General features: G+C 65.2%; 26 protein-coding genes. 15 read left to right on the top strand and 11 right to left on the bottom strand.

Translation table 11 applies throughout. The annotated features are described in order from the left end of the window. Window positions 1-518: 518 nt before the first annotated feature. The 3 genes from tdh to AIOL_RS20955 all read right to left on the bottom strand — a co-directional run bounded on the left by tdh (window position 519) and on the right by AIOL_RS20955 (window position 4,035). Window positions 519-1,550, bottom strand: coding sequence for an L-threonine 3-dehydrogenase (gene tdh, locus AIOL_RS20965; protein WP_200898797.1), 1,032 nt, complete (start codon window positions 1,548-1,550; stop codon window positions 519-521). Window positions 1,551-1,558: 8 nt separating this feature from the next. Beyond that, the gene (locus AIOL_RS20960) at window positions 1,559-2,749 is read right to left on the bottom strand and encodes a glycine C-acetyltransferase (RefSeq protein WP_049644768.1); all 1,191 of its coding nucleotides are present in this window, start codon (window positions 2,747-2,749) and stop codon (window positions 1,559-1,561) included. Between the two features lie 116 nt (window positions 2,750-2,865). After that, window positions 2,866-4,035, bottom strand: a complete 1,170-nt coding sequence (locus AIOL_RS20955) for a MalY/PatB family protein (RefSeq protein WP_049644767.1) — start codon at window positions 4,033-4,035, stop codon at window positions 2,866-2,868. Window positions 4,036-4,134: 99 nt separating this feature from the next. On the opposite strand from AIOL_RS20955, the gene def (AIOL_RS20950) reads away from it, so the two are divergent. From def (AIOL_RS20950) to AIOL_RS20910, 9 genes are all read left to right on the top strand, one after another. After that, window positions 4,135-4,656 (top strand): peptide deformylase, encoded by a 522-nt coding sequence (def, locus tag AIOL_RS20950; RefSeq protein ID WP_049644766.1) that lies wholly within the window; start codon window positions 4,135-4,137, stop codon window positions 4,654-4,656. After that, window positions 4,653-5,156, top strand: coding sequence for a peptide deformylase (def, locus tag AIOL_RS20945; protein ID WP_049644765.1), 504 nt, complete (start codon window positions 4,653-4,655; stop codon window positions 5,154-5,156). Before def (AIOL_RS20950) ends, def (AIOL_RS20945) begins: the two co-directional genes overlap by 4 nt. Beyond that, window positions 5,153-5,659, top strand: a complete 507-nt coding sequence (gene def / locus AIOL_RS20940; RefSeq protein ID WP_049644764.1) for a peptide deformylase — start codon at window positions 5,153-5,155, stop codon at window positions 5,657-5,659. The genes def (AIOL_RS20945) and def (AIOL_RS20940) overlap by 4 nt, the downstream gene beginning before the upstream one ends. A 153-nt stretch (window positions 5,660-5,812) precedes the next feature. Continuing rightward, window positions 5,813-6,724: a methionyl-tRNA formyltransferase gene (fmt, locus tag AIOL_RS20935; protein ID WP_049645592.1), complete on the top strand. Its 912-nt coding sequence runs from the start codon at window positions 5,813-5,815 to the stop codon at window positions 6,722-6,724. Window positions 6,725-6,727: 3 nt separating this feature from the next. Further along, complete coding sequence (locus AIOL_RS20930; protein WP_049644763.1) at window positions 6,728-6,967, top strand: hypothetical protein; 240 nt, start codon at window positions 6,728-6,730, stop codon at window positions 6,965-6,967. 5 nt (window positions 6,968-6,972) lie between these two features. Continuing rightward, window positions 6,973-7,209: a GlsB/YeaQ/YmgE family stress response membrane protein gene (locus AIOL_RS20925; protein ID WP_049644762.1), complete on the top strand. Its 237-nt coding sequence runs from the start codon at window positions 6,973-6,975 to the stop codon at window positions 7,207-7,209. An 11-nt stretch (window positions 7,210-7,220) separates the two neighbouring features. Then, entirely contained in the window at window positions 7,221-7,514 is a 294-nt protein-coding gene (locus AIOL_RS20920; RefSeq protein ID WP_049644761.1) for a DUF1244 domain-containing protein, read from the top strand. Window positions 7,515-7,600: 86 nt separating this feature from the next. Then, window positions 7,601-7,921: a hypothetical protein gene (locus tag AIOL_RS20915; RefSeq protein ID WP_152912623.1), complete on the top strand. Its 321-nt coding sequence runs from the start codon at window positions 7,601-7,603 to the stop codon at window positions 7,919-7,921. Between the two features lie 28 nt (window positions 7,922-7,949). Then, window positions 7,950-8,129, top strand: a complete 180-nt coding sequence (locus tag AIOL_RS20910; protein ID WP_049644759.1) for a hypothetical protein — start codon at window positions 7,950-7,952, stop codon at window positions 8,127-8,129. Window positions 8,130-8,162: 33 nt separating this feature from the next. Here the strand turns inward: AIOL_RS20910 and rnhA are convergent, their stop codons facing one another. The 6 genes from rnhA to AIOL_RS20880 all read right to left on the bottom strand — a co-directional run bounded on the left by rnhA (window position 8,163) and on the right by AIOL_RS20880 (window position 12,229). Beyond that, entirely contained in the window at window positions 8,163-8,642 is a 480-nt protein-coding gene (gene rnhA / locus AIOL_RS20905) for a ribonuclease HI (RefSeq protein ID WP_049644758.1), read from the bottom strand. Further along, window positions 8,635-9,225 (bottom strand): class I SAM-dependent methyltransferase, encoded by a 591-nt coding sequence (locus AIOL_RS20900; protein WP_049644757.1) that lies wholly within the window; start codon window positions 9,223-9,225, stop codon window positions 8,635-8,637. Before AIOL_RS20900 ends, rnhA begins: the two co-directional genes overlap by 8 nt. Continuing rightward, on the bottom strand, window positions 9,222-9,665 hold the full coding sequence (locus AIOL_RS20895; protein ID WP_049644756.1) for a DUF3429 domain-containing protein: 444 nt from the start codon (window positions 9,663-9,665) through the stop codon (window positions 9,222-9,224). The genes AIOL_RS20900 and AIOL_RS20895 overlap by 4 nt, the downstream gene beginning before the upstream one ends. Next, on the bottom strand, window positions 9,662-10,276 hold the full coding sequence (locus AIOL_RS20890; RefSeq protein ID WP_049644755.1) for a LysE family translocator: 615 nt from the start codon (window positions 10,274-10,276) through the stop codon (window positions 9,662-9,664). The genes AIOL_RS20895 and AIOL_RS20890 overlap by 4 nt, the downstream gene beginning before the upstream one ends. Window positions 10,277-10,353: 77 nt before the next feature. Then, a complete protein-coding gene (ispH, locus tag AIOL_RS20885) occupies window positions 10,354-11,304 on the bottom strand; it encodes a 4-hydroxy-3-methylbut-2-enyl diphosphate reductase (protein WP_049644754.1) in 951 nt (316 codons plus the stop codon). A 352-nt stretch (window positions 11,305-11,656) separates the two neighbouring features. Next, on the bottom strand, window positions 11,657-12,229 hold the full coding sequence (locus AIOL_RS20880; RefSeq protein ID WP_049644753.1) for a LabA-like NYN domain-containing protein: 573 nt from the start codon (window positions 12,227-12,229) through the stop codon (window positions 11,657-11,659). A 108-nt stretch (window positions 12,230-12,337) separates the two neighbouring features. Here AIOL_RS20880 and folK point away from each other — a divergent pair, with 108 nt between their 5' ends. From folK to AIOL_RS20855, 5 genes are all read left to right on the top strand, one after another. Next, window positions 12,338-12,946 (top strand): 2-amino-4-hydroxy-6-hydroxymethyldihydropteridine diphosphokinase, encoded by a 609-nt coding sequence (gene folK / locus AIOL_RS20875; RefSeq protein WP_082152714.1) that lies wholly within the window; start codon window positions 12,338-12,340, stop codon window positions 12,944-12,946. A 92-nt stretch (window positions 12,947-13,038) separates the two neighbouring features. Further along, entirely contained in the window at window positions 13,039-13,392 is a 354-nt protein-coding gene (gene rpoZ, locus AIOL_RS20870) for a DNA-directed RNA polymerase subunit omega (RefSeq protein ID WP_049644752.1), read from the top strand. Between the two features lie 29 nt (window positions 13,393-13,421). Continuing rightward, window positions 13,422-15,542: a RelA/SpoT family protein gene (locus tag AIOL_RS20865; RefSeq protein WP_049645590.1), complete on the top strand. Its 2,121-nt coding sequence runs from the start codon at window positions 13,422-13,424 to the stop codon at window positions 15,540-15,542. 63 nt (window positions 15,543-15,605) lie between these two features. Beyond that, the gene (locus AIOL_RS20860) at window positions 15,606-16,205 is read left to right on the top strand and encodes a DUF2062 domain-containing protein (RefSeq protein ID WP_326973167.1); all 600 of its coding nucleotides are present in this window, start codon (window positions 15,606-15,608) and stop codon (window positions 16,203-16,205) included. A 203-nt stretch (window positions 16,206-16,408) separates the two neighbouring features. Further along, entirely contained in the window at window positions 16,409-17,164 is a 756-nt protein-coding gene (locus AIOL_RS20855) for a pyridoxine 5'-phosphate synthase (RefSeq protein WP_049644751.1), read from the top strand. Here AIOL_RS20855 and AIOL_RS20850 read toward each other — a convergent pair. Beyond that, window positions 17,161-17,613: an ORF6N domain-containing protein gene (locus tag AIOL_RS20850; RefSeq protein WP_053101330.1), complete on the bottom strand. Its 453-nt coding sequence runs from the start codon at window positions 17,611-17,613 to the stop codon at window positions 17,161-17,163. The two genes, AIOL_RS20855 and AIOL_RS20850, sit on opposite strands and share 4 nt — an antisense overlap. Beyond that, window positions 17,600-17,914 (bottom strand): toll/interleukin-1 receptor domain-containing protein, encoded by a 315-nt coding sequence (locus AIOL_RS20845; RefSeq protein WP_235439115.1) that lies wholly within the window; start codon window positions 17,912-17,914, stop codon window positions 17,600-17,602. The genes AIOL_RS20850 and AIOL_RS20845 overlap by 14 nt, the downstream gene beginning before the upstream one ends. A gap of 168 nt (window positions 17,915-18,082) precedes the next feature. Here AIOL_RS20845 and AIOL_RS20840 point away from each other — a divergent pair, with 168 nt between their 5' ends. Next, window positions 18,083-20,584, top strand: a complete 2,502-nt coding sequence (locus AIOL_RS20840) for a GcvT family protein (RefSeq protein ID WP_049644749.1) — start codon at window positions 18,083-18,085, stop codon at window positions 20,582-20,584. Window positions 20,585-20,630: the final 46 nt, after the last annotated feature.

The raw sequence follows: 20,630 nt of genomic DNA, 5'->3' as shown, positions 1-20,630 counted from the left end.
CTAACTGGTCTGGAGTAGTTTCGGCACCGAAGCGCTTCAACCGCGCGGGATTGGCACCCCGCGCATCCACGACCCAAGGCGGCACCGCCGACCTTAACTCTGCCACGACAAGATGGGGCCATCGGGGCCCAGCCTCACGAAACCCGCGACATCGAAACAATCCGTGATGAGATTAACTTTTTCTCAACCCGGCCCGGGGCAAAATGCCAGGGCGGCGGGCGGGTCACCTATTTTGATAGGTTAAACCCCCATCCTCCCGCCCTTATTATCCGGGCCATCCCACTAAGATTCGGTGAACGCCGCTAAGCGCCTTGGCGCTACTGAAACATTTCTGATGCGCTGGTTGGCGCGAACCGGTGGGCGGAACGAACCGCTTGGCGGAACGAAACGGTGGGTGGTGCGAAACGGTGGGCGAGCCGCTGCGCGACCGAGGTCCTTGCCGTGGACCTACCGAAGGAAGTCAGCATCTGCGCGGTGCGCCCGCGGCGCCGGGTCGCCCCCCAAACGACCCAAAGATACTACGGCGCGTCCCAGTCCATCACCACCTTGCCCGCCTCGCCAGACAGCATGGCGGCGAAGCCCGCCTCGTACTCGTCGATCCCGATGCGGTGCGTGATCAGCGGGCTCAGGTCCAGCCCCGACTGCACCAGCGCAATCATCTTGTACCAGGTCTCGAATATCTCGCGGCCATAGATCCCCTTCACCTGCAGCATCTTAAAGATGATCTCGTTCCAATCCACGGCGAATTCCGTGGGCGCGATGCCCAAGAGGGCGATCTTGCCGCCGTTGTTCATTCGGGCGATCATCTGGCGCATGGCGGCGGCGGCGCCGGACATCTCTAGCCCGACGTCGAAGCCCTCGGTCATGCCGATGTCGCCCATCACGTCGCGCAAGGACTGATCGGACACATCCACCACATGCTGCACGCCCATGGCGCGCGCCAGGTCCAGCCGGTAGGGCGCGATGTCGGTGATCACCACCTTGCGCGCGCCCACGCGCTGCGCCACCAGCGCGCCCATGATCCCGATGGGCCCCGCGCCGGTGACCAGCACGTCCTCGCCCACAAGGTCAAAGCTCAGTGCCGTGTGCACCGCGTTCCCGAACGGGTCGAAGATGGCGGCGATCTCGTCGGGTATGTCGTCGGGGATCGGCACCACGTTGGCCTCGGGCAGGCAGAGATACTCTGCGAAGGACCCGGGCCGGTGCACCCCCACGCCCAACGTGTTGCGGCACAGATGCCCGCGCCCGGCGCGGCAGTTGCGGCAGATGCCGCAGGTGATGTGCCCCTCGCCCGAAACGCGCTGCCCGCGCTGGAACTTCACCGCCGCGGCGCCGGTCTCGACGATCTCGCCGCAGAACTCATGCCCCACCACCATGGGCACGGGCACGGTCTTGGCCGACCAGTCGTCCCATTTCCAGATATGCGCGTCGGTGCCGCAGATCGCGGATTTGCGCACCTTGATCAGCACCTCATCCGGGCCGGGCTGGGGCACCGGCACGCGCTGCATCCAGAGGCCCTCGCGGGCTTCGGCCTTCACCAGGGCGCGCATCTCGTTGCTCATTGGATCAGCCCCATCTCGCGGCCCACGGCGATGAAGGCGTCGATCGCCTGGTCAAGCTCGGCGCGGCTATGCGCCGCGGACATCTGCGTGCGGATGCGGTCCTGGCCGCGCGGCACCACGGGGAAGCTGAAGGGCGCGACATAGACCCCGCGCGCGTCCAGCCGGGCGGCCATGTCCTGCGCCAGCTTCGGGTCGCGCAGCATGACGGGGATGATCGGGTGCTCGCCGGGCAAGAGGTCGAACCCCGCCGCCCCCATGCGCGCGCGGAAATGCGCGGCGCTCGCCATCAGATTGTCGCGGCGCTCGGTTGAGGCCTCTAGCATCTCGATCACCTTGATCGACGTGGCCGTGATGACCGGCGCCAGCGTGTTCGAGAACAGATAGGGCCGCGAGCGCTGCCGCAGCCAGTCCACAACCTCGGCCCGCGCGCAGGTATAGCCGCCCGAGGCCCCACCCAGCGCCTTGCCCAGCGTGCCGGTCAGGATGTCCACCCGGCCCATCACGCCGCAATGCTCATGCGTGCCGCGCCCCGTCGCGCCCATAAAGCCCACCGCGTGGCTGTCATCGACCATCACCAGGGCGTCGTAGCGCTCCGCCAGGTCGCAGATCTCGTTCAGCCGCGCCACATAGCCGTCCATCGAGAACACGCCGTCCGTGGCGATCAGCCGAAAGCGGGCACCGGACGCGCGTCGAAGCTGCGCTTCAAGATCCTCCATATCGCTATTGGCATAGCGATAGCGCTGGGCCTTACACAGGCGCACCCCGTCGATGATCGAGGCATGGTTCAGCGCGTCCGAGATGATCGCGTCCTCCGGCCCCAGCAGCGTCTCAAACAACCCCGCATTGGCGTCAAAGCAGCTTGAGTAGAGGATCGTGTCCTCGAACCCCAGGAAGGCCGAGAGCCGCGCCTCAAGCTCTTTGTGCACGTCCTGCGTGCCGCAGATGAACCGCACCGAGGACATGCCGTAGCCCTGTTGCGAAAGCGCCTCTTGCCCCGCCGCGATCAGATCCGGGTTGTCGCTGAGCCCCAGGTAGTTATTTGCGCACAGGTTGATCACCCGCTGGCCGGTGGACAGCCCCACCGTGCCGGATTGCTTGGAGGTGATGACGCGCTCGGACTTATAAAGCCCGGCGGTCCTCAGGCCGTCGATTTCGTCCCGCAGATGACTGACAAAGCTATCGCTCATGGGCCCCTCTTTGAACTGGCGGCACGCCGCATGGTGTGCCCAGGCATTGCCCGGGCATCATGCAGGTCCGCGTGGGGAATTACCACATCGGCGGCGCTCCTCGCGCCGCCCGGTGGTTATTGCAGGTCGCCGAAGGCGTTTTGCAGGCGCGCGACCGCGTCCTCGATCACCGAGCGCGGCGCGCCGAGGTTGAAGCGCATGAAGCTCTCGCCGCCCTTGCCGAAGGTCGGGCCGTAATTGGCCGCGATCTGGGCGGTCTCGGTGACGCGGCGGGTGAACTCCTCGCGCTCCATGCCCGTCCCGGCGAAATCCACCCAGGCGAGGTATGTGCTCTCTAGCGCCATCGAATGCAGCCCCGGGATCGCGTTCACGCCCGCGTCGAACACGGCGCGGTTCCCGTCGATATAGGCCACCAGAGCGTCCACCCAGGCCGCGCCCTCGGGCGAATAGGCAGCCTCGACCATGTTCAGGCCAAAGCTGTTTGGGCCGATGCCCAGCCCGGCCATCCGCGCGGCGAAGCGCGCCCGTAGGGCGTCATCGGCGATGATCACGTTGCCGGTATGCGCGCCCGCGAGGTTAAAGGTCTTGGACGCGGCGGTCATCATCACCTGCCGGTCCTCGCAGCCAAGGATCTTCGCCATGGGGATGTGCTTGTGGCCGCCAAAGACTAGGTCGTTATGGATCTCGTCGCTGACCAGCACCAGGTCGTGGCGCTTGGCGAAGGCGGCGACGCCCTCCAGCTCTTGTTGGGTCCAGACCCGGCCGCCGGGGTTATGCGGCGAGCAGAGGATCAGCATCTTCTCGCTGCCGTCCATCTGCGCGTCCCAGGCGTCGAAGTCGAGCGCATAGCGCCCGTCGTTGTTTTGCATCTGGCATTCCACCACGCGCCGCCCCGCGGCGCCGATCACCCGCGCGAAGGCGTGATAGATCGGCGTGAACAGCACCACGCCGTCGCCGGGCTGGGTGAAGGCGTCCAGGCACAGCGCGGTGCCGTTCACCAACCCGTGGGTGGTGAAGATGTGGCTGGGGTCGACCTGCCAGCCGTGGCGGTTCGCCATCCACCAGCAGACCGCATCGCGATAGGATCCGTCCTCGCCGTAATAGCCGTAGGTGCCGTGCTCGACCATCTTGGCCAGGGCCGCCTGCACGCAGTCCGGCGACGAGAAATCCATATCCGCCACCCACATGGAAATACCCGTATCCGGAGACACGCCATAGAGCCGGTTCATCGAATCCCATTTGACGGAATGGGTGCCGCGGCGGTCGATAATCTTGTCGAAGTTCATGGGTCTTCCAGTTGCTGTGGTGTTAAGCATTGCTAGCGTACTCGCCGCCGAGCGCAAGCGGATTGCGCCCCGCGCGTCAAAGGCTTACATGAGCGCCCCATGAGCCTGCTGAACATCCTCATCCATCCCGACCCGCGCCTCAAGAAGATGTGCCCGCCCGTTGCTGACCTGACGCCCGAGCTGCGCAAGCTGGCGGATGATATGCTCGAGACGATGTATGCCGCACCCGGCATCGGGCTGGCCGCGCCGCAGGTGGGGCAGATGACCCGCTTGTTGGTGATGGATTGCGTCAAGGAAGACGACGCCCCCGCGCGGCCGATGGCTTTGTTCAACCCCGAGGTCACCTGGTCCTCGGAGGAGACCGGCGTCTACGAGGAGGGCTGCCTGTCGATCCCCGAGCAATTCGCCGAGGTGACCCGCCCCGCGCAGGTCCGGGTCGCCTGGACGGATGTGCACGGCAAGCGCCAGGAGGAAGAGTTCGACGGGCTCTGGGCCACCTGCGTGCAGCACGAGATCGACCACCTCAACGGCAAGCTCTTTATCGACTACCTCAAGCCGCTGAAGCGGCAGCTGATCACCCGCAAGATGGTCAAGCTCAAGAAAGAGCGGGCCCGGGGGTGAGCCTGCGCGAGATCCTGCACTGGCCGGATCCGCGCCTGGCCGAGATCTGCGACGCGGTGCCAGAGATCGGGGCGCATATTGCGGCGCTGGTCGCGGACATGTTCGAGACCATGTATGACGCCAATGGCCGCGGGCTGGCCGCGCCGCAGGTCGGCGAGCTGGTCCGCGTGTTCGTCATGGATGCGGGCTGGAAAGAGGGCACAAAGACCCCGATTGCGATGATCAACCCGCAGATCCTGACCTCAAGCGACGACAGCGTCGAGATCGAGGAGGGCTGCCTCTCGATCCCCGACTTCCCCTTGACCGTGCGTCGACCCGCTCGGGTCAAGATGCTGTGGCAGGACCTGCAGGGCGCGCCGCACCAGGCGTGGCTTGACGGCGCCGAGGCGCGCATCGCCCAGCACGAGCACGCGCATCTTCTGGGCCGGGTGATCTTTGACGAATTCGCCCCGGAGGAAGCCGGGCGGCTGCAAGCGCGATACCTGGAGCGCCGCACATGACCGCCCGCCTCTGCATCCCCTGGCCCGACAAACGGCTGCGCAGCGCCGCGGCGCCGGTGGAGGAGATCACCGACGAGATCCGCGCCATATGGGACGACATGATCGACACGATGGAGGCCATGCCCGGCGTCGGCCTCGCCGCGCCACAGATCGGCGTGATGCTGCGGCTGGCCGTGGTGGACGCCTCTGACACGCGCGGCAAAGCGGTGCGCATGGCCAATCCCGAGGTGATCGACGCCGGGCGCGAGCTGCGCGCGCATAACGAGGCCAGCCCTAACCTGCCCGGCGTCTCTGCGTCGCTCAAGCGCCCCGCCAAGGTCATGGTGCGCTTCCTCAACCCGCAAGGCATGATGGACCGCCGCGAATTCGAGGGGCTCTGGGCGACCTCGGTGCAGCACCAGATCGACCACCTGAACGGGCGAATGTATTTCGACAACCTGAGCAGTCTCAAACGCAAGATGCTGCTCAAGAAGGCCGAGAAGGCGCGGGCAAGTTCGAGCTGAGGCTGCGGGCTTTGAGCGGGCTCTTATCAAAAGGGGCCCTACCGGGCGCTCTTTCCTAAGCGAGACGCGAGGCGACGCCCCAACGCCAGCCGCGCGCTTTGGTTTGCGGTCGCGCCATTTTCCGTATTTATGGCCAAGAAGAAGGAGGACCGGATGCGCATCATCTTCATGGGCTCGCCAGAATTCTCGGTTCCGGTTTTGGACGCGCTTGTGGCGGCCGGGCACGAGATTGCCTGCGTCTACTGCCAGCCGCCGAGGCCCGCAGGGCGCGGCAAGAAGGACCGCCCCACGCCAGTGCAGGCGCGGGCCGAGACCTTGGGCCTGTCCGTGCGGCACCCGGTGTCCTTGAAAGGGGCCGAGGCGCAGGCAGACTTCGCCGAGTTGGCGGCGGATGTGGCCGTTGTGGTGGCCTATGGGCTGATCCTGCCGCAGGCGGTGCTGGACGCGCCCCGGCATGGCTGCCTGAACATCCACGCCTCGCTGCTGCCACGCTGGCGCGGCGCCGCGCCGATCCACCGCGCCATCCTGGCCGGTGACGCGGAGACCGGCGTGTGCATCATGCAGATGGAGGCCGGGCTGGACACCGGGCCGGTGCTGCTGCGCGAGGCCACCGCGATCACCGCCGAGGACACCACCGCCCGCCTGCATGACCGGCTATCGCAGATCGGGGCGGCGCTGATTGTGACGGCCCTGGGGAGGCTAGACGGGCTTGCGGCGCAGCCGCAGCCAGAGGCGGGCGTGACCTATGCCGCCAAGATCGACAAGGCAGAGGCCGAGATCGACTGGACCCGCCCCGCGGTAGAAATCGACCGGCAAATTCGCGGCCTCTCTCCCTTTCCGGGCGCCTGGACCCTATATAGGGGGGAGAGGGTCAAGCTTCTGGGCTCGGAACTGGCGAAAGGCGCCGGGTCGCCGGGCGAGGTGCTTGACGGCGCGCTGAGCATCGCCTGTGGTGCGGGTGCACTGCGCGTCACGCGCCTGCAGCGCGCGGGCAAGGGCGCGATGGACGCGCGCGAGGTGCTGCGCGGCTGGGAGATAAGTCCGGGCGACCGGGTAGGAGAGTAAGACATGGCCTTCATGGCGCTATTCGGCACCATCGTGATCGCAGGCATCGTCGGCTATGCCAGCGAGCGCAGCGGGTTCACGCATAACGGCGTGATCCCCTCGATGATCATCTGCATCGGCGGCGCGTTCCTGTTCTTTTTTGTGCGCGTGATGTTCGGCATCAGCTTTGGCAGCCATGGGGTGAACGCGCTGGTGTCCTCGATTGGCGCGCTGGTGATCGTGCCGACGCGGTATCGGAAGTAAACGCAATGCCCTTGGTCATGCTTATCGTTGTTGGCGCCGCCGCGGGGTATCTCGCCACGCGGCTAATGCGGATCGACACCAACGTGGTGGTGACGGTCTCGATCGGGGTGCTGGGCGCGCTGCTGGGCGGGCTGGTGCTGCGCTTCTTGCTGACGGTGACCGGCTGGATGGCCGGGTTCGTGGGCGCCGTGCTGGGCGCGATGCTGCTGATCTGGGCCTGGCGCACCTACGGGCCGAAATAGGAGAGACGAGAATGGACGAGCAAACACGCATCGAGATCGAGGCCGCGGCCTTCCGGCGCCTGCAAAAGCACCTCATGGAGGAGCGGCTAGACGTGCAGAACATCGACATGATGAACCTGACTGGTTTCTGCCGCAACTGCCTGAGCCGCTGGTACCAAGAGGCCGCCAACGCCCATGGCATTGAGATGGACAAAGACGCCGGGCGCGAGGCCTTCTATGGCATGCCGTTCGCGGAGTGGAAGGACAAGTACCAGACCGAGGCAACGGGCGACCAACAGGCCGCCTTTGCCAAAAGCCACCCCTAGGGCTAAGCGGATCTAGGCCGATGCCGCAGCTGCCATTGGCACTTGATCGAGGCTCTGGAGTAAAATTCTGCGAGAAGGAGTGATCCATGATTAGATTGGTTCTGGCGCTCACCCTGGCATTGACCGCGAGTGCCGCCCAGTCCGGGCCCAACAGCCAGCTAGAGCGGCTGGTGCAAGCCCGGCTGGCCCATTACGGCTTTAAGGACGTGGACGCGTCAGACTTTGCAACCCCCACCCTGGCGCGGCTGCACCTGACGCTTATCTCAAGCGGGTCCTTCCTTAAAAAGCGGCGCGAGGTGAAGAACATCCTGCGCACCGCAAAGTACAAATGTGAGGCACTTGAAGATGCGCATACTGGCAATCGGCTTGATATCAATCGCACTCGCCGCGACGACTGCGAGCGCTGACCCAGGCGATAGCCAATTGCGCCAGGCCGTGTCGCGCGACCTGCATCGCTATGTCCGGGACGTGACGGTCGATGACCTGCGGAACAGTCAAGTCGCGGCGATCTATGTGATCATGCACGGGCGGCACAGCGAGGGAGAAAAGCGGATGCTGATCCGCTCGACCGTGGGCGGGCGCAACACGCTGCGGGGCTTGCTGTTTAACCGGTAGGCGCGCGGCGCCCCCGGAAGGCCCAAGGCACGGCTATCCGGCCGCCTTCGAGGGCGCCTTTTTCGGCTTGAACGGCGCCATCCCGGCGCGCGCCAGGGCATCGGCGCGCTCGTTCTCCTCGTGGCCGGCATGGCCCTTGATCCACTTCCAGGTCACCTGATGGCGCAACCGCGCCGCGTCCAGAGCCTGCCACAGATCCGCATTCTTCACCGGCTTCTTGTTCGAGGTCCGCCAGCCGTTGCGCTTCCAGCCGTGGATCCATCCCGTCACGCCGTTCTTCACATAGGCGCTGTCGGTGACCACGGTAATGGTGCTGGGCCGCTCCAGCGCGTCGAGCGCCTTGATCGCCGCCATCAACTCCATGCGGTTATTGGTGGTATCGGCCTCGCCGCCCTTAAGCTCGCGCTCTTTCAGCACCGCGTCGCCGTCGCACGCGATCAGAAGCGCGCCCCAGCCGCCGGGACCGGGATTGCCGCTGCAAGCACCGTCCGTGTAGGCAAAAAGCTCAGCCATGGGCGTAGACCAGGATGAAGGGCCACATCACGCCATCGAGCCCCGGCTCCTCGCCATATTGCTTATCGGTTACGGTGAACCCTGCCTCTGTCATCAAGCCCTCCAGCTCGTCCTCGCTGTAATAGGCGTAGAAACGCCCGATGCCGTCGCGTTCCTCGCCCGCGCCAAGTTTCATCCCAAGGTACAATTGCCCGCCCGGCTTCAAGGCGCGATGCGCCGCCGCCAGGTGCCCCGGGAAATCCGCCTTCTGCGCGTGCAGCAGCGAGAAGCTGGCCCAGACGCCGTCATACTCCGCCTCTTCGTCCAGCGCCTCAAAGCTCTCGACGCGGACCTTGATCCCCACGGATTGCTCGACCAGCGCGGCGAACTCGGGCGAGGCGTCGGTGGCCACAACGTCAAACCCCATGTCGCGCAGCGCGGCGGCGGAGTTGCCCGCGCCACAGCCCCAGTCGAGCACCTTGCCGCCCGGCGGCAACGCCTCGGCGAAGGGCAGCAAGGGCTTGGGCTTGCCATCCGTCTTCACCAGCTCGGCATACTCCGCCGCCTTGGCGCCATAGACCTCCAGGGTCTCCTTATCGCTCATGCGAAGGCTCCTAGCAGGATTGAAGGCACCACCAGCGCGGTCAGCAGCACCCGCAGCCAGACCCACCAGGGCGGCGTCTGGCCCTTGCGCCAGGCGCGCAGGTCCAGCCCGAGCAGCACCAGGAAGCCCGCGGCGAGGTAGAACAGCGCCTCTTTGGGCTCGATCAGGCCGAAATAGACCGGAAAGATTGGCACCATGAACCCAAACAGCGCCGGCACGGTGCTCAGCGCATAGCCCATCGGGTCGTTGTCCTTGGCTGCGAAGGCCCAGATGCAGCCCGACATGAAGCCCAGGATCATCACCCCGTAAAGCGATAGCGTGGCATGGGCGAGCTGCTGGACCTCGCGCGATTCCGCGAATTGCGCCAAAAGGCCCGCGGCGAAGAACGGCAGCACCCCGGCAAGGCCTAGGATCAACGCGGTGCGCAGGATCCCCATCATGCGCGTTCGAACGCCAGGCGGGTTGCCAAGGCCGCAAAGATCGCCGCGAACCCTCGGTTCAGCCAGCGCAGGGCGCGCTCGCTGGACAGCAACCAATCCCGCGCCACTGCGGCGAACACGCCGTAAAGTACGAAGACCGCAAAGGTCATCGCCATGAACACGGCCCCAAGCATGACCATCTCGAACGTGGCGGTCGCCGGCTCCCCGCTGAGGAATGGCGGCAGAAGGGCCAGGAAAAACACCGAGAGCTTTGGGTTCAGGATATTGATCAGCGCGCCCCGGCGCGCGGTCCGCCAGGCGCTTTCGCGCGCGGTGTCGCGGCGCACAGCCAGCACGCCGTCCGATTTCAGCGCCTGCCAGGCGAGGTACAGAAGATAGGCGACGCCCGCGAATTTCACGACCTGAAAGAGCAGCGCAGAGGTGTGCAGCACCGCCGCCAGTCCAAGCGTCGCGGCCAGAAGGTGCGGCACGATCCCAAAGGTGCAGCCGACCGCCGCCCACACGGCCGGCCAGCGCCCGCGCCCCAGCCCGATGGCCAGCGTGTAGACCACCCCAGTGCCCGGCGCGACGACGACCACCAGCGCGGTGACCAAGAATTGCAAAGAGATCATTCAGGCGTCCTCGCGGGCTGACACTTACGCAATACTCTGACACCACGCCGCGCGCGTCCACCGGAAAGTCGCCAACCTTAGGCGGGTTGCCGCAGCACCCGAGGCACCTTGAATTCGACATTCTCCTGGGCGGTCTCGACCTGCTCGACGGTCACGTCATACCGGGCGCGGAAGGCGTCGATGACCTCGTTCACCAGAAGCTCCGGCGCCGAGGCGCCCGCGGTGATCCCGACGCTCTTGATCCCATCGAGCGCGCGCCAGTCGATCTCGGTGGCGCGCTGCACAAGCTGCGCATAGTTGCAGCCCGCCCGCGCGGCGACCTCGACAAGCCGCTTGGAATTCGACGAGTTCGGCGCGCCGACCACAAGCATGGCGTCGCACTTGGGCGCGGCGGCCTTCACCGCCTCCTGGCGGTTGGTGGTGGCGTAACAGATGTCTTCCTTATGCGGGCCGACGATCTTGGGGAACCGCGCCTGCAGTGCGGCGACGATCCCGGCGGTGTCATCCACGCTAAGGGTCGTCTGGGTCACATAGGCCAAGCGCTCGGGATCGCGGACCGACAGGTCCGCCACCCCCGCCTCGGTCTCGACCAGCAGGACCTCGCCCGCGGGCAGCTGCCCCATCGTGCCCAGGGTCTCGGGGTGGCCCGCGTGGCCGATCATCACCATCTGGAGCCCGTTCTTGTGGTGCCGCTCGGCCTCGATATGCACTTTGCTGACCAGCGGGCAGGTGGCGTCAACAAAGACCATCTCGCGGGTCTGCGCCGCGGCGGGCACGGATTTCGGCACGCCATGGGCCGAGAAGATCACCGGGCGGTCATCGGGGCATTCCTCTAGCTCCTCGACAAACACCGCGCCCTGCGCGCGCAGCCCGTCCACGACGAACTTGTTGTGCACGATCTCGTGGCGCACATAGACCGGCGCGCCCCATTTCTGCAGCGCCATCTCGACGATCTTGATGGCGCGGTCCACGCCCGCGCAGAACCCGCGCGGGGCGGCGAGATACAGGGTAAGCGGCGGCTGCGTCATCGGTGGCATCCTTTCGCCTCTGACGTAGGTGCTACGGTTCGCCGCGTCCAGGGGCGGATCGCCGCTTTGCGGGCTGGCGTTACCGAAAATCTGTCTGATCGGCACCGCAACGCCTGCGGCGGCTCGTGGCAGAACAGAGGGATGCGGCGGGCGCCTGCCGCAAGGCCGTCGCCAAATGGCCGCCCAGCGCGACGATGCCCGCGCCCCAAAAAAGAAGAAACCGCATCCCATCTCTGGGAGCGGCTCTTCCTATTCGCCTACAACGGCGCGGCTCACTCTGCTTCGGGTAAGGGAGTGACTCTCACCCGGTACTAGTTTGGTCTTGTAAGGACCGAGGGAAGTTCCCCTCAGCCTATTCGGTCTCTGCCAGTTCCAGATGCTCCGGCTCGCGCGGTTCGCGCGGCGGGCGCCCAATGACATCCTTCAGCTCGTCGAGCTCGATGAAGTTGTCGGCCTGGCGGCGTAGCTCGTCCGCGATCATCGGCGGCTGGCTGCGGATCGTTGACACAACCGACACCCGCACGCCTTTGCGCTGCAGCGCGTCCACGAGCGGGCGGAAGTCGCCGTCGCCGGAGAACAGCACGATATGGTCGACATGCGGCGCCAGTTCCATGGCGTCCACCGTCAACTCGATATCCATGTTGCCCTTCACCTTGCGGCGACCCTGGCTATCGACATACTCCTTGGCCGGTTTTGTCACCATGGAGAAGCCGTTATAATGCAGCCAGTCCACCAGCGGGCGGATTGGCGAGTAGTCGTCATTCTCCAGGAGAGCCGTGTAGTAAAAAGCGCGCAGCATCTTGCCGCGGCGCATGAACTCTTGACGCAGGAGTTTGTAGTCGATGTCGAACCCAAGCGCTTTCGCAGCCGCGTAGAGGTTCGATCCATCGATGAACAGCGCAAGCCGTTCGTCTCTGTAGAACATTTATAATCCTTCCGATAAACTGTCCCGCCATTCGAGTTGCCATGAGTGGGTGGCGGAGTGAGCCAAATTGCGCGGCGAGACATCGCGCTAAAATAATAGGAATCGTAAATGCCGCAAGCGACTTACTGTCACAATCAGGACAATAATCATAGATCAGACAACCAATATACCCTGATTGGGCTCGGGTCAAACCTATCAAGCCGCGTAGGGCCCTCGGAACTCACCGTTTCAACTGCGATAGAGCGAATCACCGATTCGCACCTAACGGTTGAATCCCGCAGCCGGCTCTTCGCCACGCCTTGTTTTCCGGCCGGCGCGGGGCCGGATTATGTCAACGCCGCCATCCGTGTTGCGGGCTGCGACGATCCGCGCAAAATCCTAAGCATCCTCCACGGCATCGAAGCGGAATTTGGGCGCGACCGCGCCGAGCGATGGGGGCAGCGCACCTTGGACCTGGACCTGATCGCCTGCGGCGACGCCGTGCTGCCCGACCATAGCACCTTCGAAACATGGCGCGCCTTGCCCCTAGAGGTGCAGGTCGGCGCCACCCCGGATCAGCTGATTTTGCCGCATCCGCGGCTGCAGGATCGCGCCTTCGTGCTGGTGCCGCTGGCCGATATCGCGCCCGACTGGCGCCACCCCGTTCTTGGGCGGACCGTCCAAGAGATGCTGGCTGAGCTGCCCGAGGCAGAAAAAACCGCCGTTCGCCCCTTATAAACGGGCCGTTTCGCCCCCATTTTGCTTGTCAACCTCAACGGAAGCGCATAAGACGGCGCTCTCAACCCCAGCCCTGAAGGATTGGAGCAGCCATGGCGCGTGTTACCGTCGAAGATTGCGTAGATAAGGTTCCGAACCGGTTCGAGCTTGTGATGCTCGCCAGCCACCGCGCCCGCGAGATCTCGAGCGGCACGCCGATCACCGTGGACCGCGACAACGACAAGAACCCCGTTGTGGCCCTGCGCGAGATCGCCGACGAGACGCAGTCGTCCGAGGAGCTGCGCGAGCGGATGATCGAGAGCCACCAGACTCAGATCGAGGTCGACGAGCCGGAAGAAGACGCCATGGCCCTGCTTATGGGCGCCGAGGCCGACAAGCCCGCACAGGATGACATGTCCGAAGAGAAGCTCCTTCGCGCGCTGATGGAAGCGCAGGAGCCTAACTAAGAGGCGGACATAAGATGGCCCTAGACCGTTTGATCGGCGTCGAAGACCTGATCGACCGGGTTCGCGGGTACAACCCCTCCACGGATGAGACCTTGCTAAGGGCCGCCTATGACTATGGCGGCCTTATGCATGCCGGGCAGCTGCGCCATTCCGGCGATCCCTACTTTATTCACCCCGTCGCGGTGGCCGAGATCCTGGCCGGCATGAACCTGGACGACCAGACGATTGTGACCGCGCTGCTGCACGACACGGTGGAAGACACCAAATCGACCTTCGCCGAGATCGAAGAGCGGTTTGGGCATGAGATCGCAGAGCTGGTGGACGGCGTCACCAAGCTGACGAACCTGCAGCTGTCGAGCTCCGAGAGCAAGCAGGCCGAGAACTTCCGCAAGCTCTTCATGGCGATGTCCAAGGACCTGCGGGTGATCCTGGTCAAGCTCGCCGACCGGCTGCACAATATGCGCACCATCAAGCATATGCGCCCCGAAAAGCAGGTGCAGAAGTCGCGCGAGACGATGGACATCTTCGCCCCCCTGGCGGGCCGCATGGGCATGCAATGGATGCGCGACGAGCTCGAGGACCTCTCCTTTGCGGTGCTGAACCCCGAGGGGCGCAACTCGATCATGCGGCGCTTTCTCAAGCTGCAGAAGGACACCGGCGACGCGATCGACAAGATCAACGTCGACATCAAGGCCGAGATGCGCAAGGCGGGCATCCCGGCGATTGTCCGGGGCCGCGCCAAAAAGCCCTTCTCGATCTGGCGCAAGATGCAGGAAAAGCAGCTTAGCTTTGCCCGGCTGTCCGACATCTATGGCTTCCGCGTCTTGGTCGAGACCGAGGAGGAATGCTACCGCGTGCTCGGCGCGATCCACCAGCGCTGGCGCGCCGTGCCGGGCCGGTTCAAGGACTATATCAGCCAGCCGAAATCCAACGGCTACCGCTCGATCCATACCACGGTCAGCGGGCGCGACGGCAAGCGGGTGGAGGTGCAGATCCGCACGCACCAGATGCATGATGTCGCCGAAAGCGGGGTGGCCGCGCATTGGTCTTACCGCGAAGGCGTGCGGGCGGAGAACCCCTTTGCGGTCGACCCCACGCAATGGGTCGCGACCCTCACAGAGCGGCTGTCGAAATCTGAGAGCCATGACGACTTCCTCGAGGCGGTCAAGCTCGAGATGTATGCCGACCAGGTGTTCTGCTTCACGCCCAAGGGCGAGGTGGTCAAGCTGCCGCGCGGCGCGACGCCGCTTGATTTCGCCTACGCGATCCACACCCGCATCGGCGACAGCTGCGTCGGCGCAAAGATCGACCACATGCGGGTGCCGCTTTGGACACGGGTGCGCAACGGCCAGCATATCGAGATCATGACCGCCGAGGGGCAGAAACCGCAGGCGACCTGGCTGGACATCGTGATCACCGGGCGGGCCAAGACCGCGATCCGGCGCAGCCTGCGCGAGGAGGACCGCGAACGCCTGGTGAAGCTGGGCGGCGAGCTGGCCCGGGTGGCCTTCGACCATGTCGGCAAGCGCGCCTCGGACAAGGCGCTCAGCACCGCGGCCAAGCAGCTTGGCCTGCCCGACGCGCAAGAGCTTCTGGCGCAGCTGGGGTCGGCTGAGATCAGCGCCCGCGAGGTCGTGGAGCTGCTCTACCCCAAACTTGGCGCCCAGAAGGGCGACGAGATCGACGCCGCCCGCGCCGTGGTCGGCCTGGCCAAGGACCAACGGTTCGAACAGGCCCAATGCTGCCAGCCTGTGCCCGGCGAGCGGATCGTCGGCATCAGCTATCGCGGCAAGGGCGTGCTGATCCACACCATCGACTGCCCGGTGCTGGAGGAGGTGCAGAACGAGCCAGAGCGCTGGCAGGACCTGCATTGGCACTCTGGGCCGCACCGCGCGGTGCACATGATCAGCCTGGACCTGACGATCTCGAACGACGCGGGCGTGCTGGGGCGCATCTGCACCTTGATTGGCGAGCAGCGCGCCAATATCTCGGATCTGCAATTTGTGGACCGGAAACCGGACTTTTATCGCCTTATTGTTGCGGTAGAACTGCGCGACGTGGAGCATCTGCACGCCGTGATGCTGGCCCTTGAGGCAGATAGCGACGTCGCCTCGATCGCCCGCTATCGCGACCAAGGCAAGAAACCATAAGGCATGTGAACGGGCGACGGGGTGGTGTTCAAAAGACGAGACGCAAGGAACTGGCTGCGGATAGTGGCTGAGTTCTTTTACCCGCGGGGCGGTTGGCGCCGCGCGGCGTCCTATATCGTCCACCGCCTGCGCCGGCTGCCGGACCCGCCGCACAAGATCGCGCGGGGAATAGCGGCGGGGGTCTTCGTCTGCTTCACGCCCTTCTTCGGCTTCCACTTCTTCCTGGCGGCGGGGCTGGCCTTTGTGATGCAAGGCAACATCCTGGCCTCGTTGCTGGCGACGTTTTTTGGCAACCCGCTGACATTCCCGATCATCGCGGCGATCAGCCTGGAGCTTGGGCAATGGATGCTGGGCACGCCCGGCGTGGGCCCGCTGCCCGATGTGTTTGCCGATTTCGGTCGCGCCTCGGCCGAGCTTTGGCATAATTTCCAAGCGCTCTTCACCTCGGAGTCCGCGCATTGGGACCGCTTGGGGCGGTTCTTTTGGCGGGTGATGTGGCCTTACACGGTCGGCGGCCTCGTGCCCGGCGTGATTGCTGGTGTCGCCGCCTATTTGCTGGCGCGGCCCGCGGTGGCAGCCTATCAGCGGCGGCGGATCTCTAGGCTCAAGGCGCGCTATGAGCGGCGGGCGAAGTCGCAGGACGGGCCCGGGCGAGGCCAGTAGGCCGCGCGCCATTCGCAGACCAGTCGCGGCGGTCCGTCGGACCCACCCGGATCCATGATCCGGGCCGAATCGCTAATTTTTGATGAAATTTCCGCAATCTCAGACCGGCCCCCACCCATGCGCATCCATTAGGTCCGCACTATTGCCCTAAAACACAGAAGCCTTAGACTGGCCGTCCCGAATCCCTGCCCCGGAGAGACCCCATGCATCCCATCGGCACGCTGCGTCTTGGTGTGAACATCGATCACGTCGCCACGGTCCGCAACGCCCGCGGCTCGGCCTATCCCGACCCGGTCCGCGCCGCCAAGATCGCCGAAGCAGCGGGCGCCGACGGCATCACCGCGCATCTGCGCGAGGACCGCCGGCACATCTCGGACGAGGATATCGAGCGCCTGGTCGAGCACCTCTCCGTGCCGCTGAACTTCGAAATGGCCGCCACGCCCGAGATGCAGGCCATCGCCCTGCGCCACAAGCCGCACGCCGTCTGCATCGTGCCCGAGAAACGCGAGGAGCGCACCACCGAGGGCGGGCTGGAGGTCGCGCGGGACGAGAACCACCTGGCGCATTTCATCGCGCCGCTCGCGGGCGCTGGCTGCCGCGTGTCGATCTTCATCGCCGCCGATCCGAAGCAGATCGAGGCCGCCGCCCGCATCGGCGCCGCCGTGGTCGAGCTGCACACCGGCGCCTATTGCGACCTGCATGCCGAGGCGCGCTTTGACGAGCGCGACGCCGAGCTGGAGCGCCTGCGCGAGATGTCCAGCTTTGCCCATTCGCTGGGGCTAGAGGTCCATGCCGGGCACGGGCTCACATATGATACTGTGCAGCCCGTGGCGGCCTTCCCCGAGGTGATGGAGCTCAATATCGGGCATTTCCTCATCGCGGAGTCGATCTTTCTGGGGCTCGAACCCGCGATCGCTCAGATGCGGCGCCTGATGGATGAGGCCCGCGAGCAGGGCTAGGACGTTCCGCTCTTTTGTCCGTCAAACGCGCCTAGGCGCCGTTTGAACGCGCGCTTCTCATCGCTATCCAGATCGGCCTCTCCGACGCCGTCATGGTTGTTGGGCGGCACCGGCAGCGCCTGGTGTCTTGCCGCCACGAATGTCTCGACGATCAGCTGCGAGGCCTCGACCGCCCTGGGGGTGCGCAGCACGGTGGCCAGCATCGTGGCGCCCTTCTTGGTATAGACCCAGGGCGGGCTCCGGCGCCCGCCGCGCCCCTTCTTTGCGGTCACAATTTGGGACCGCAAAACGCCCCATTCCGCCTCGGTTAGCTGAAACGCGTAGTCCTCGGGGAACCGCGCCTTGTTGCGATCCCGGGCCTGGTTGAGCTGTTTGGTGGTGCGGCCATAGAAGGCGGCGAGCGTCTCATCCCGCAGCACGGATTGGCCGCGAAACTCAAAAAGGTCCACCTCGACATGCTCGGCGGTGATCTGCGCGCCCGGCGGCTATAGGAGGCAATTCGACCTCCTTAATGAATTTCGAGTTCAAGAACCTGGCTGAGATCAGCAGCACGGCAATATCGGCCGCGTCCAGCGCCGCATGTATCTTGTCACGCCAATCCGCGCCGGTTTCGATGTCTTGGTCGGACCACGGGTCAACCCCGAGGCCCTTCAGGGTCGCCAGCTGCTCGATCAGTTCGTCAAGCGTGTCGGCATCCGTCCGCGCGTAACACAAGAACACATTGGGCATCGGGAATCGCTTTGCGGTCACAATCTGTGACCACAAACAAGCCCGCAACCAGAGAGCGTGTCAACAAAGGCAGGCATTCGCCCGCATCGACCAGGTCGGTTTTGGCCCCCATTGCGTCGGCTTGCCGGGACCGCGCGCGCCCCTAATCTGGTCATTAGGCGCAGGCTTATCTGAGGGAGTCGCAGGCCCATGAAAACGCATGTCAAAGCACTGGTCGTCGGCGGGGGCGCCGTGGGCGCCGGGATCGCCTATCACCTGGCCAAGTTCGGCTGGGAGGATGTTATGCTGGTCGAACGCGACGAGCTAACGAGCGGCTCCACCTGGCACGCCGCGGGCCTGCTGCCCCTGTTCAACATGGGCTACGCCACCACGCACATCCACGACTACTCGGTGAAGTTCTATAAGACGCTCGAGGAAGAGACCGGGCTGAACGCGGGCTTCTCGGTGGTGGGCAACCTGCGCATGGCGCAGACCCAGGAGCGCATGGACGAGTACATGCTTTACGCCTCGACCGCCGAGACCGTGGGCATCCCCTACGAGTTCCTCAGCCCCAACCAGATCAAAGAGCGCTGGCCGCTGATCAAGACCGAGGACCTGCAGGGCGCGCTTTACCACCCCACCGACGGCTACATTAACCCCGCCGATGTCACCATGGCGATGGCCAAGGGCGCCCGCCAGCGCGGCGTGCTGATCGAGCGCAAGTGGCAGGTGGACGGCTACGCCTGGACCGGCGCGCACTGGGACGTGACCCTGACCAAGATGGTCGAGAAGGGCGGCAACCTGGTGCCCTCCGACGAGCAGGTCGTGGTCCATGCAGAACACGTGGTCACCGCCACCGGCAACCACGCGCAGCGCACGGCCAAGCTTTTGGGGATAAAGATGCCCGCCATCCCGGTCGAGCATACCTTTATTGTCACCGACGCGGACCCTGCGCTGCAGGAGTTCCGCAAGACTAACCCCGAGCACCCTGTTATCCGCGACGCCGACGCGCAGTCCTATGTGCGCGAGGAGCGCGGCGGCTGGATCCTGGGCACCTACGAGCGCAACGCGCCCGCGCGGTTCGAATACAGCGTGCCCGACAGCTTCCGCGCCGACCTGTTCCAGCTCGACCTGGAGCGGATCGAAGAGCAATACATGGCGATGATCCACCGGATGCCCTCGACCGAAGAGATCGGGCTGAAGGACGATTTCAACGGCCCGATCTGCTACACGCCCGACGGCAACCCCCTGGTCGGCCCCGCGCCGGGGCTGCGCAACATGTGGCTGGCCGAGGGGTTCTCTTTCGGGATCACCGCCGCTGGCGGCACCGGCTATTACATGGCGCAGATGATGGTCGAGGGCGAGGCCGAGATCGACATGGCCAGCCTGGACCCCAAGCGCTACGGCAACTGGATGACCACCGAGTTCGCCGCGCGCAAGAACGAGGAGTGCTACGAGCACGTCTACATCCTGCACCACCCCGATGAGGAGCGCGAAGCCTGCCGCCCGCTGCGCACCGCGCCCGCCTATGACCGGCAGAAGGCGCTGGGGGCGCAGTTTGGCTTCGTGAATGGCTGGGAGCGGCCGAACTATTACGGGCCTCTGGATGCGCCGTCGAGCTTTGACCATGACGGGCGCAGCTTCCGCCGCGGCGCGTGGTGGGCGCTCGCCAAATCCGAGGCCGAGGCGATCCGCGAGGGCGCGGGGCTGATCGACGCCACCGCCTTTACCAAGCATGTGGTGCGCGGGCCGGGCGCGACCGCGTTCCTGGACCACTTCACCTGCAACAAGCTGCCCAAGGTGGGCCGGATCAACCTGACCTACGCGCTGACCGGCGCGGGCACCACCCGGACCGAGTACACCATCGTGCGGCGCGGCGAGAATGATTACTACCTCGTCAGCGCGGGCGCCTGGACGGCCTATGACGCCGACTACCTGATGAAATCCGCCGAGGACTTCATGGGCGCGGGCGGCGGCTATGTGGACATCCACGACGTGACCTCGCAATGGGGCGTCTTCGCCATCGCCGGGCCGAAGTCGCGCGATGTGCTGGGCGAGATCGTCAAGGATGCCGACCCCGCCACCGTGCTGGGCAACAAGCGCTTCCCCTGGCTTTCGATGCGCGAGATCGAGCTGGGCATGTGCCCCGTGATGGCGATCCGGGTGGCTTACACCGGCGAGCTGGGCTGGGAGCTGCACCACCCGATCGAGATGCAGACCTATCTGTGGGATCAGCTGATGGCGGCGGGCGAGAAGCACGGCATGAAGCTCTGCGGCGCGCGGGCGCAGAACTGGCTGCGCCAGGAGAAGAGCTATCGTGCCTTCGGCACCGAGCTGGGGCGCGACGCGACCCCGCTGGAGGCTGGGCTAGACCGCTTCGTGGACCTGTCCAAGGAGTTCCATGGCAAGGATGCGATGGTCGAGACCGGCATCCGCGCCAAATGCGTGACCCTTCTGATCGATGGGCCGAAGGATGCCGACCCCTGGGGCCGCGAGGCGCTCTATGACGGCGACACCAAGGTGGGCCGCCTGACCTCGGGCGGGTATTCCGTGGCCTTCGGCAAGCAGATCGGGATGGGTTATGTCGCGCCAGAGCTGGCCGTGACTGGCCAGAAGCTGAAGGTGAAGATGCTCAACCAGCTTTGGGACGCCGAGGTGACCGAGGACAGCCCCTATGATCCGACCAACGCGGTGATCCGCAAGGACGGCTAACCGTTGTTAAATTGAGTGCCTGCGGCACGCTCTTTTGAGCTCCTCC

This window comes from Candidatus Rhodobacter oscarellae, from assembly GCF_001078595.1.
In the GTDB taxonomy this organism is placed as follows: Bacteria; Pseudomonadota; Alphaproteobacteria; order Rhodobacterales; family Rhodobacteraceae; genus Rhodobacter_B; species Rhodobacter_B oscarellae.
This window is presented reverse-complemented; position numbering and strand designations above follow the sequence as displayed.

Coding starts and splice junctions, on each gene's coding strand:
- def (WP_049644764.1), top strand. CDS start 5,153: ATGACCGCCCGCCTCTGCATCCCCTGGCCCGACAAACGGCTGCGCAGC.
- AIOL_RS20930 (WP_049644763.1), top strand. CDS start 6,728: ATGGCCTTCATGGCGCTATTCGGCACCATCGTGATCGCAGGCATCGTC.
- AIOL_RS20900 (WP_049644757.1), bottom strand. CDS start 9,225: ATGAGCGATAAGGAGACCCTGGAGGTCTATGGCGCCAAGGCGGCGGAG.
- AIOL_RS20880 (WP_049644753.1), bottom strand. CDS start 12,229: ATGTTCTACAGAGACGAACGGCTTGCGCTGTTCATCGATGGATCGAAC.
- AIOL_RS20955 (WP_049644767.1), bottom strand. CDS start 4,035: ATGAACTTCGACAAGATTATCGACCGCCGCGGCACCCATTCCGTCAAA.
- rnhA (WP_049644758.1), bottom strand. CDS start 8,642: ATGGCTGAGCTTTTTGCCTACACGGACGGTGCTTGCAGCGGCAATCCC.
- AIOL_RS20915 (WP_152912623.1), top strand. CDS start 7,601: ATGATTAGATTGGTTCTGGCGCTCACCCTGGCATTGACCGCGAGTGCC.
- AIOL_RS20855 (WP_049644751.1), top strand. CDS start 16,409: ATGCATCCCATCGGCACGCTGCGTCTTGGTGTGAACATCGATCACGTC.
- AIOL_RS20960 (WP_049644768.1), bottom strand. CDS start 2,749: ATGAGCGATAGCTTTGTCAGTCATCTGCGGGACGAAATCGACGGCCTG.
- fmt (WP_049645592.1), top strand. CDS start 5,813: ATGCGCATCATCTTCATGGGCTCGCCAGAATTCTCGGTTCCGGTTTTG.
- AIOL_RS20890 (WP_049644755.1), bottom strand. CDS start 10,276: ATGATCTCTTTGCAATTCTTGGTCACCGCGCTGGTGGTCGTCGTCGCG.
- rpoZ (WP_049644752.1), top strand. CDS start 13,039: ATGGCGCGTGTTACCGTCGAAGATTGCGTAGATAAGGTTCCGAACCGG.
- AIOL_RS20840 (WP_049644749.1), top strand. CDS start 18,083: ATGAAAACGCATGTCAAAGCACTGGTCGTCGGCGGGGGCGCCGTGGGC.
- AIOL_RS20925 (WP_049644762.1), top strand. CDS start 6,973: ATGCCCTTGGTCATGCTTATCGTTGTTGGCGCCGCCGCGGGGTATCTC.
- AIOL_RS20920 (WP_049644761.1), top strand. CDS start 7,221: ATGGACGAGCAAACACGCATCGAGATCGAGGCCGCGGCCTTCCGGCGC.
- folK (WP_082152714.1), top strand. CDS start 12,338: ATGCCGCAAGCGACTTACTGTCACAATCAGGACAATAATCATAGATCA.
- def (WP_049644766.1), top strand. CDS start 4,135: ATGAGCCTGCTGAACATCCTCATCCATCCCGACCCGCGCCTCAAGAAG.
- AIOL_RS20895 (WP_049644756.1), bottom strand. CDS start 9,665: ATGATGGGGATCCTGCGCACCGCGTTGATCCTAGGCCTTGCCGGGGTG.
- ispH (WP_049644754.1), bottom strand. CDS start 11,304: ATGACGCAGCCGCCGCTTACCCTGTATCTCGCCGCCCCGCGCGGGTTC.
- tdh (WP_200898797.1), bottom strand. CDS start 1,550: ATGCGCGCCCTGGTGAAGGCCGAAGCCCGCGAGGGCCTCTGGATGCAG.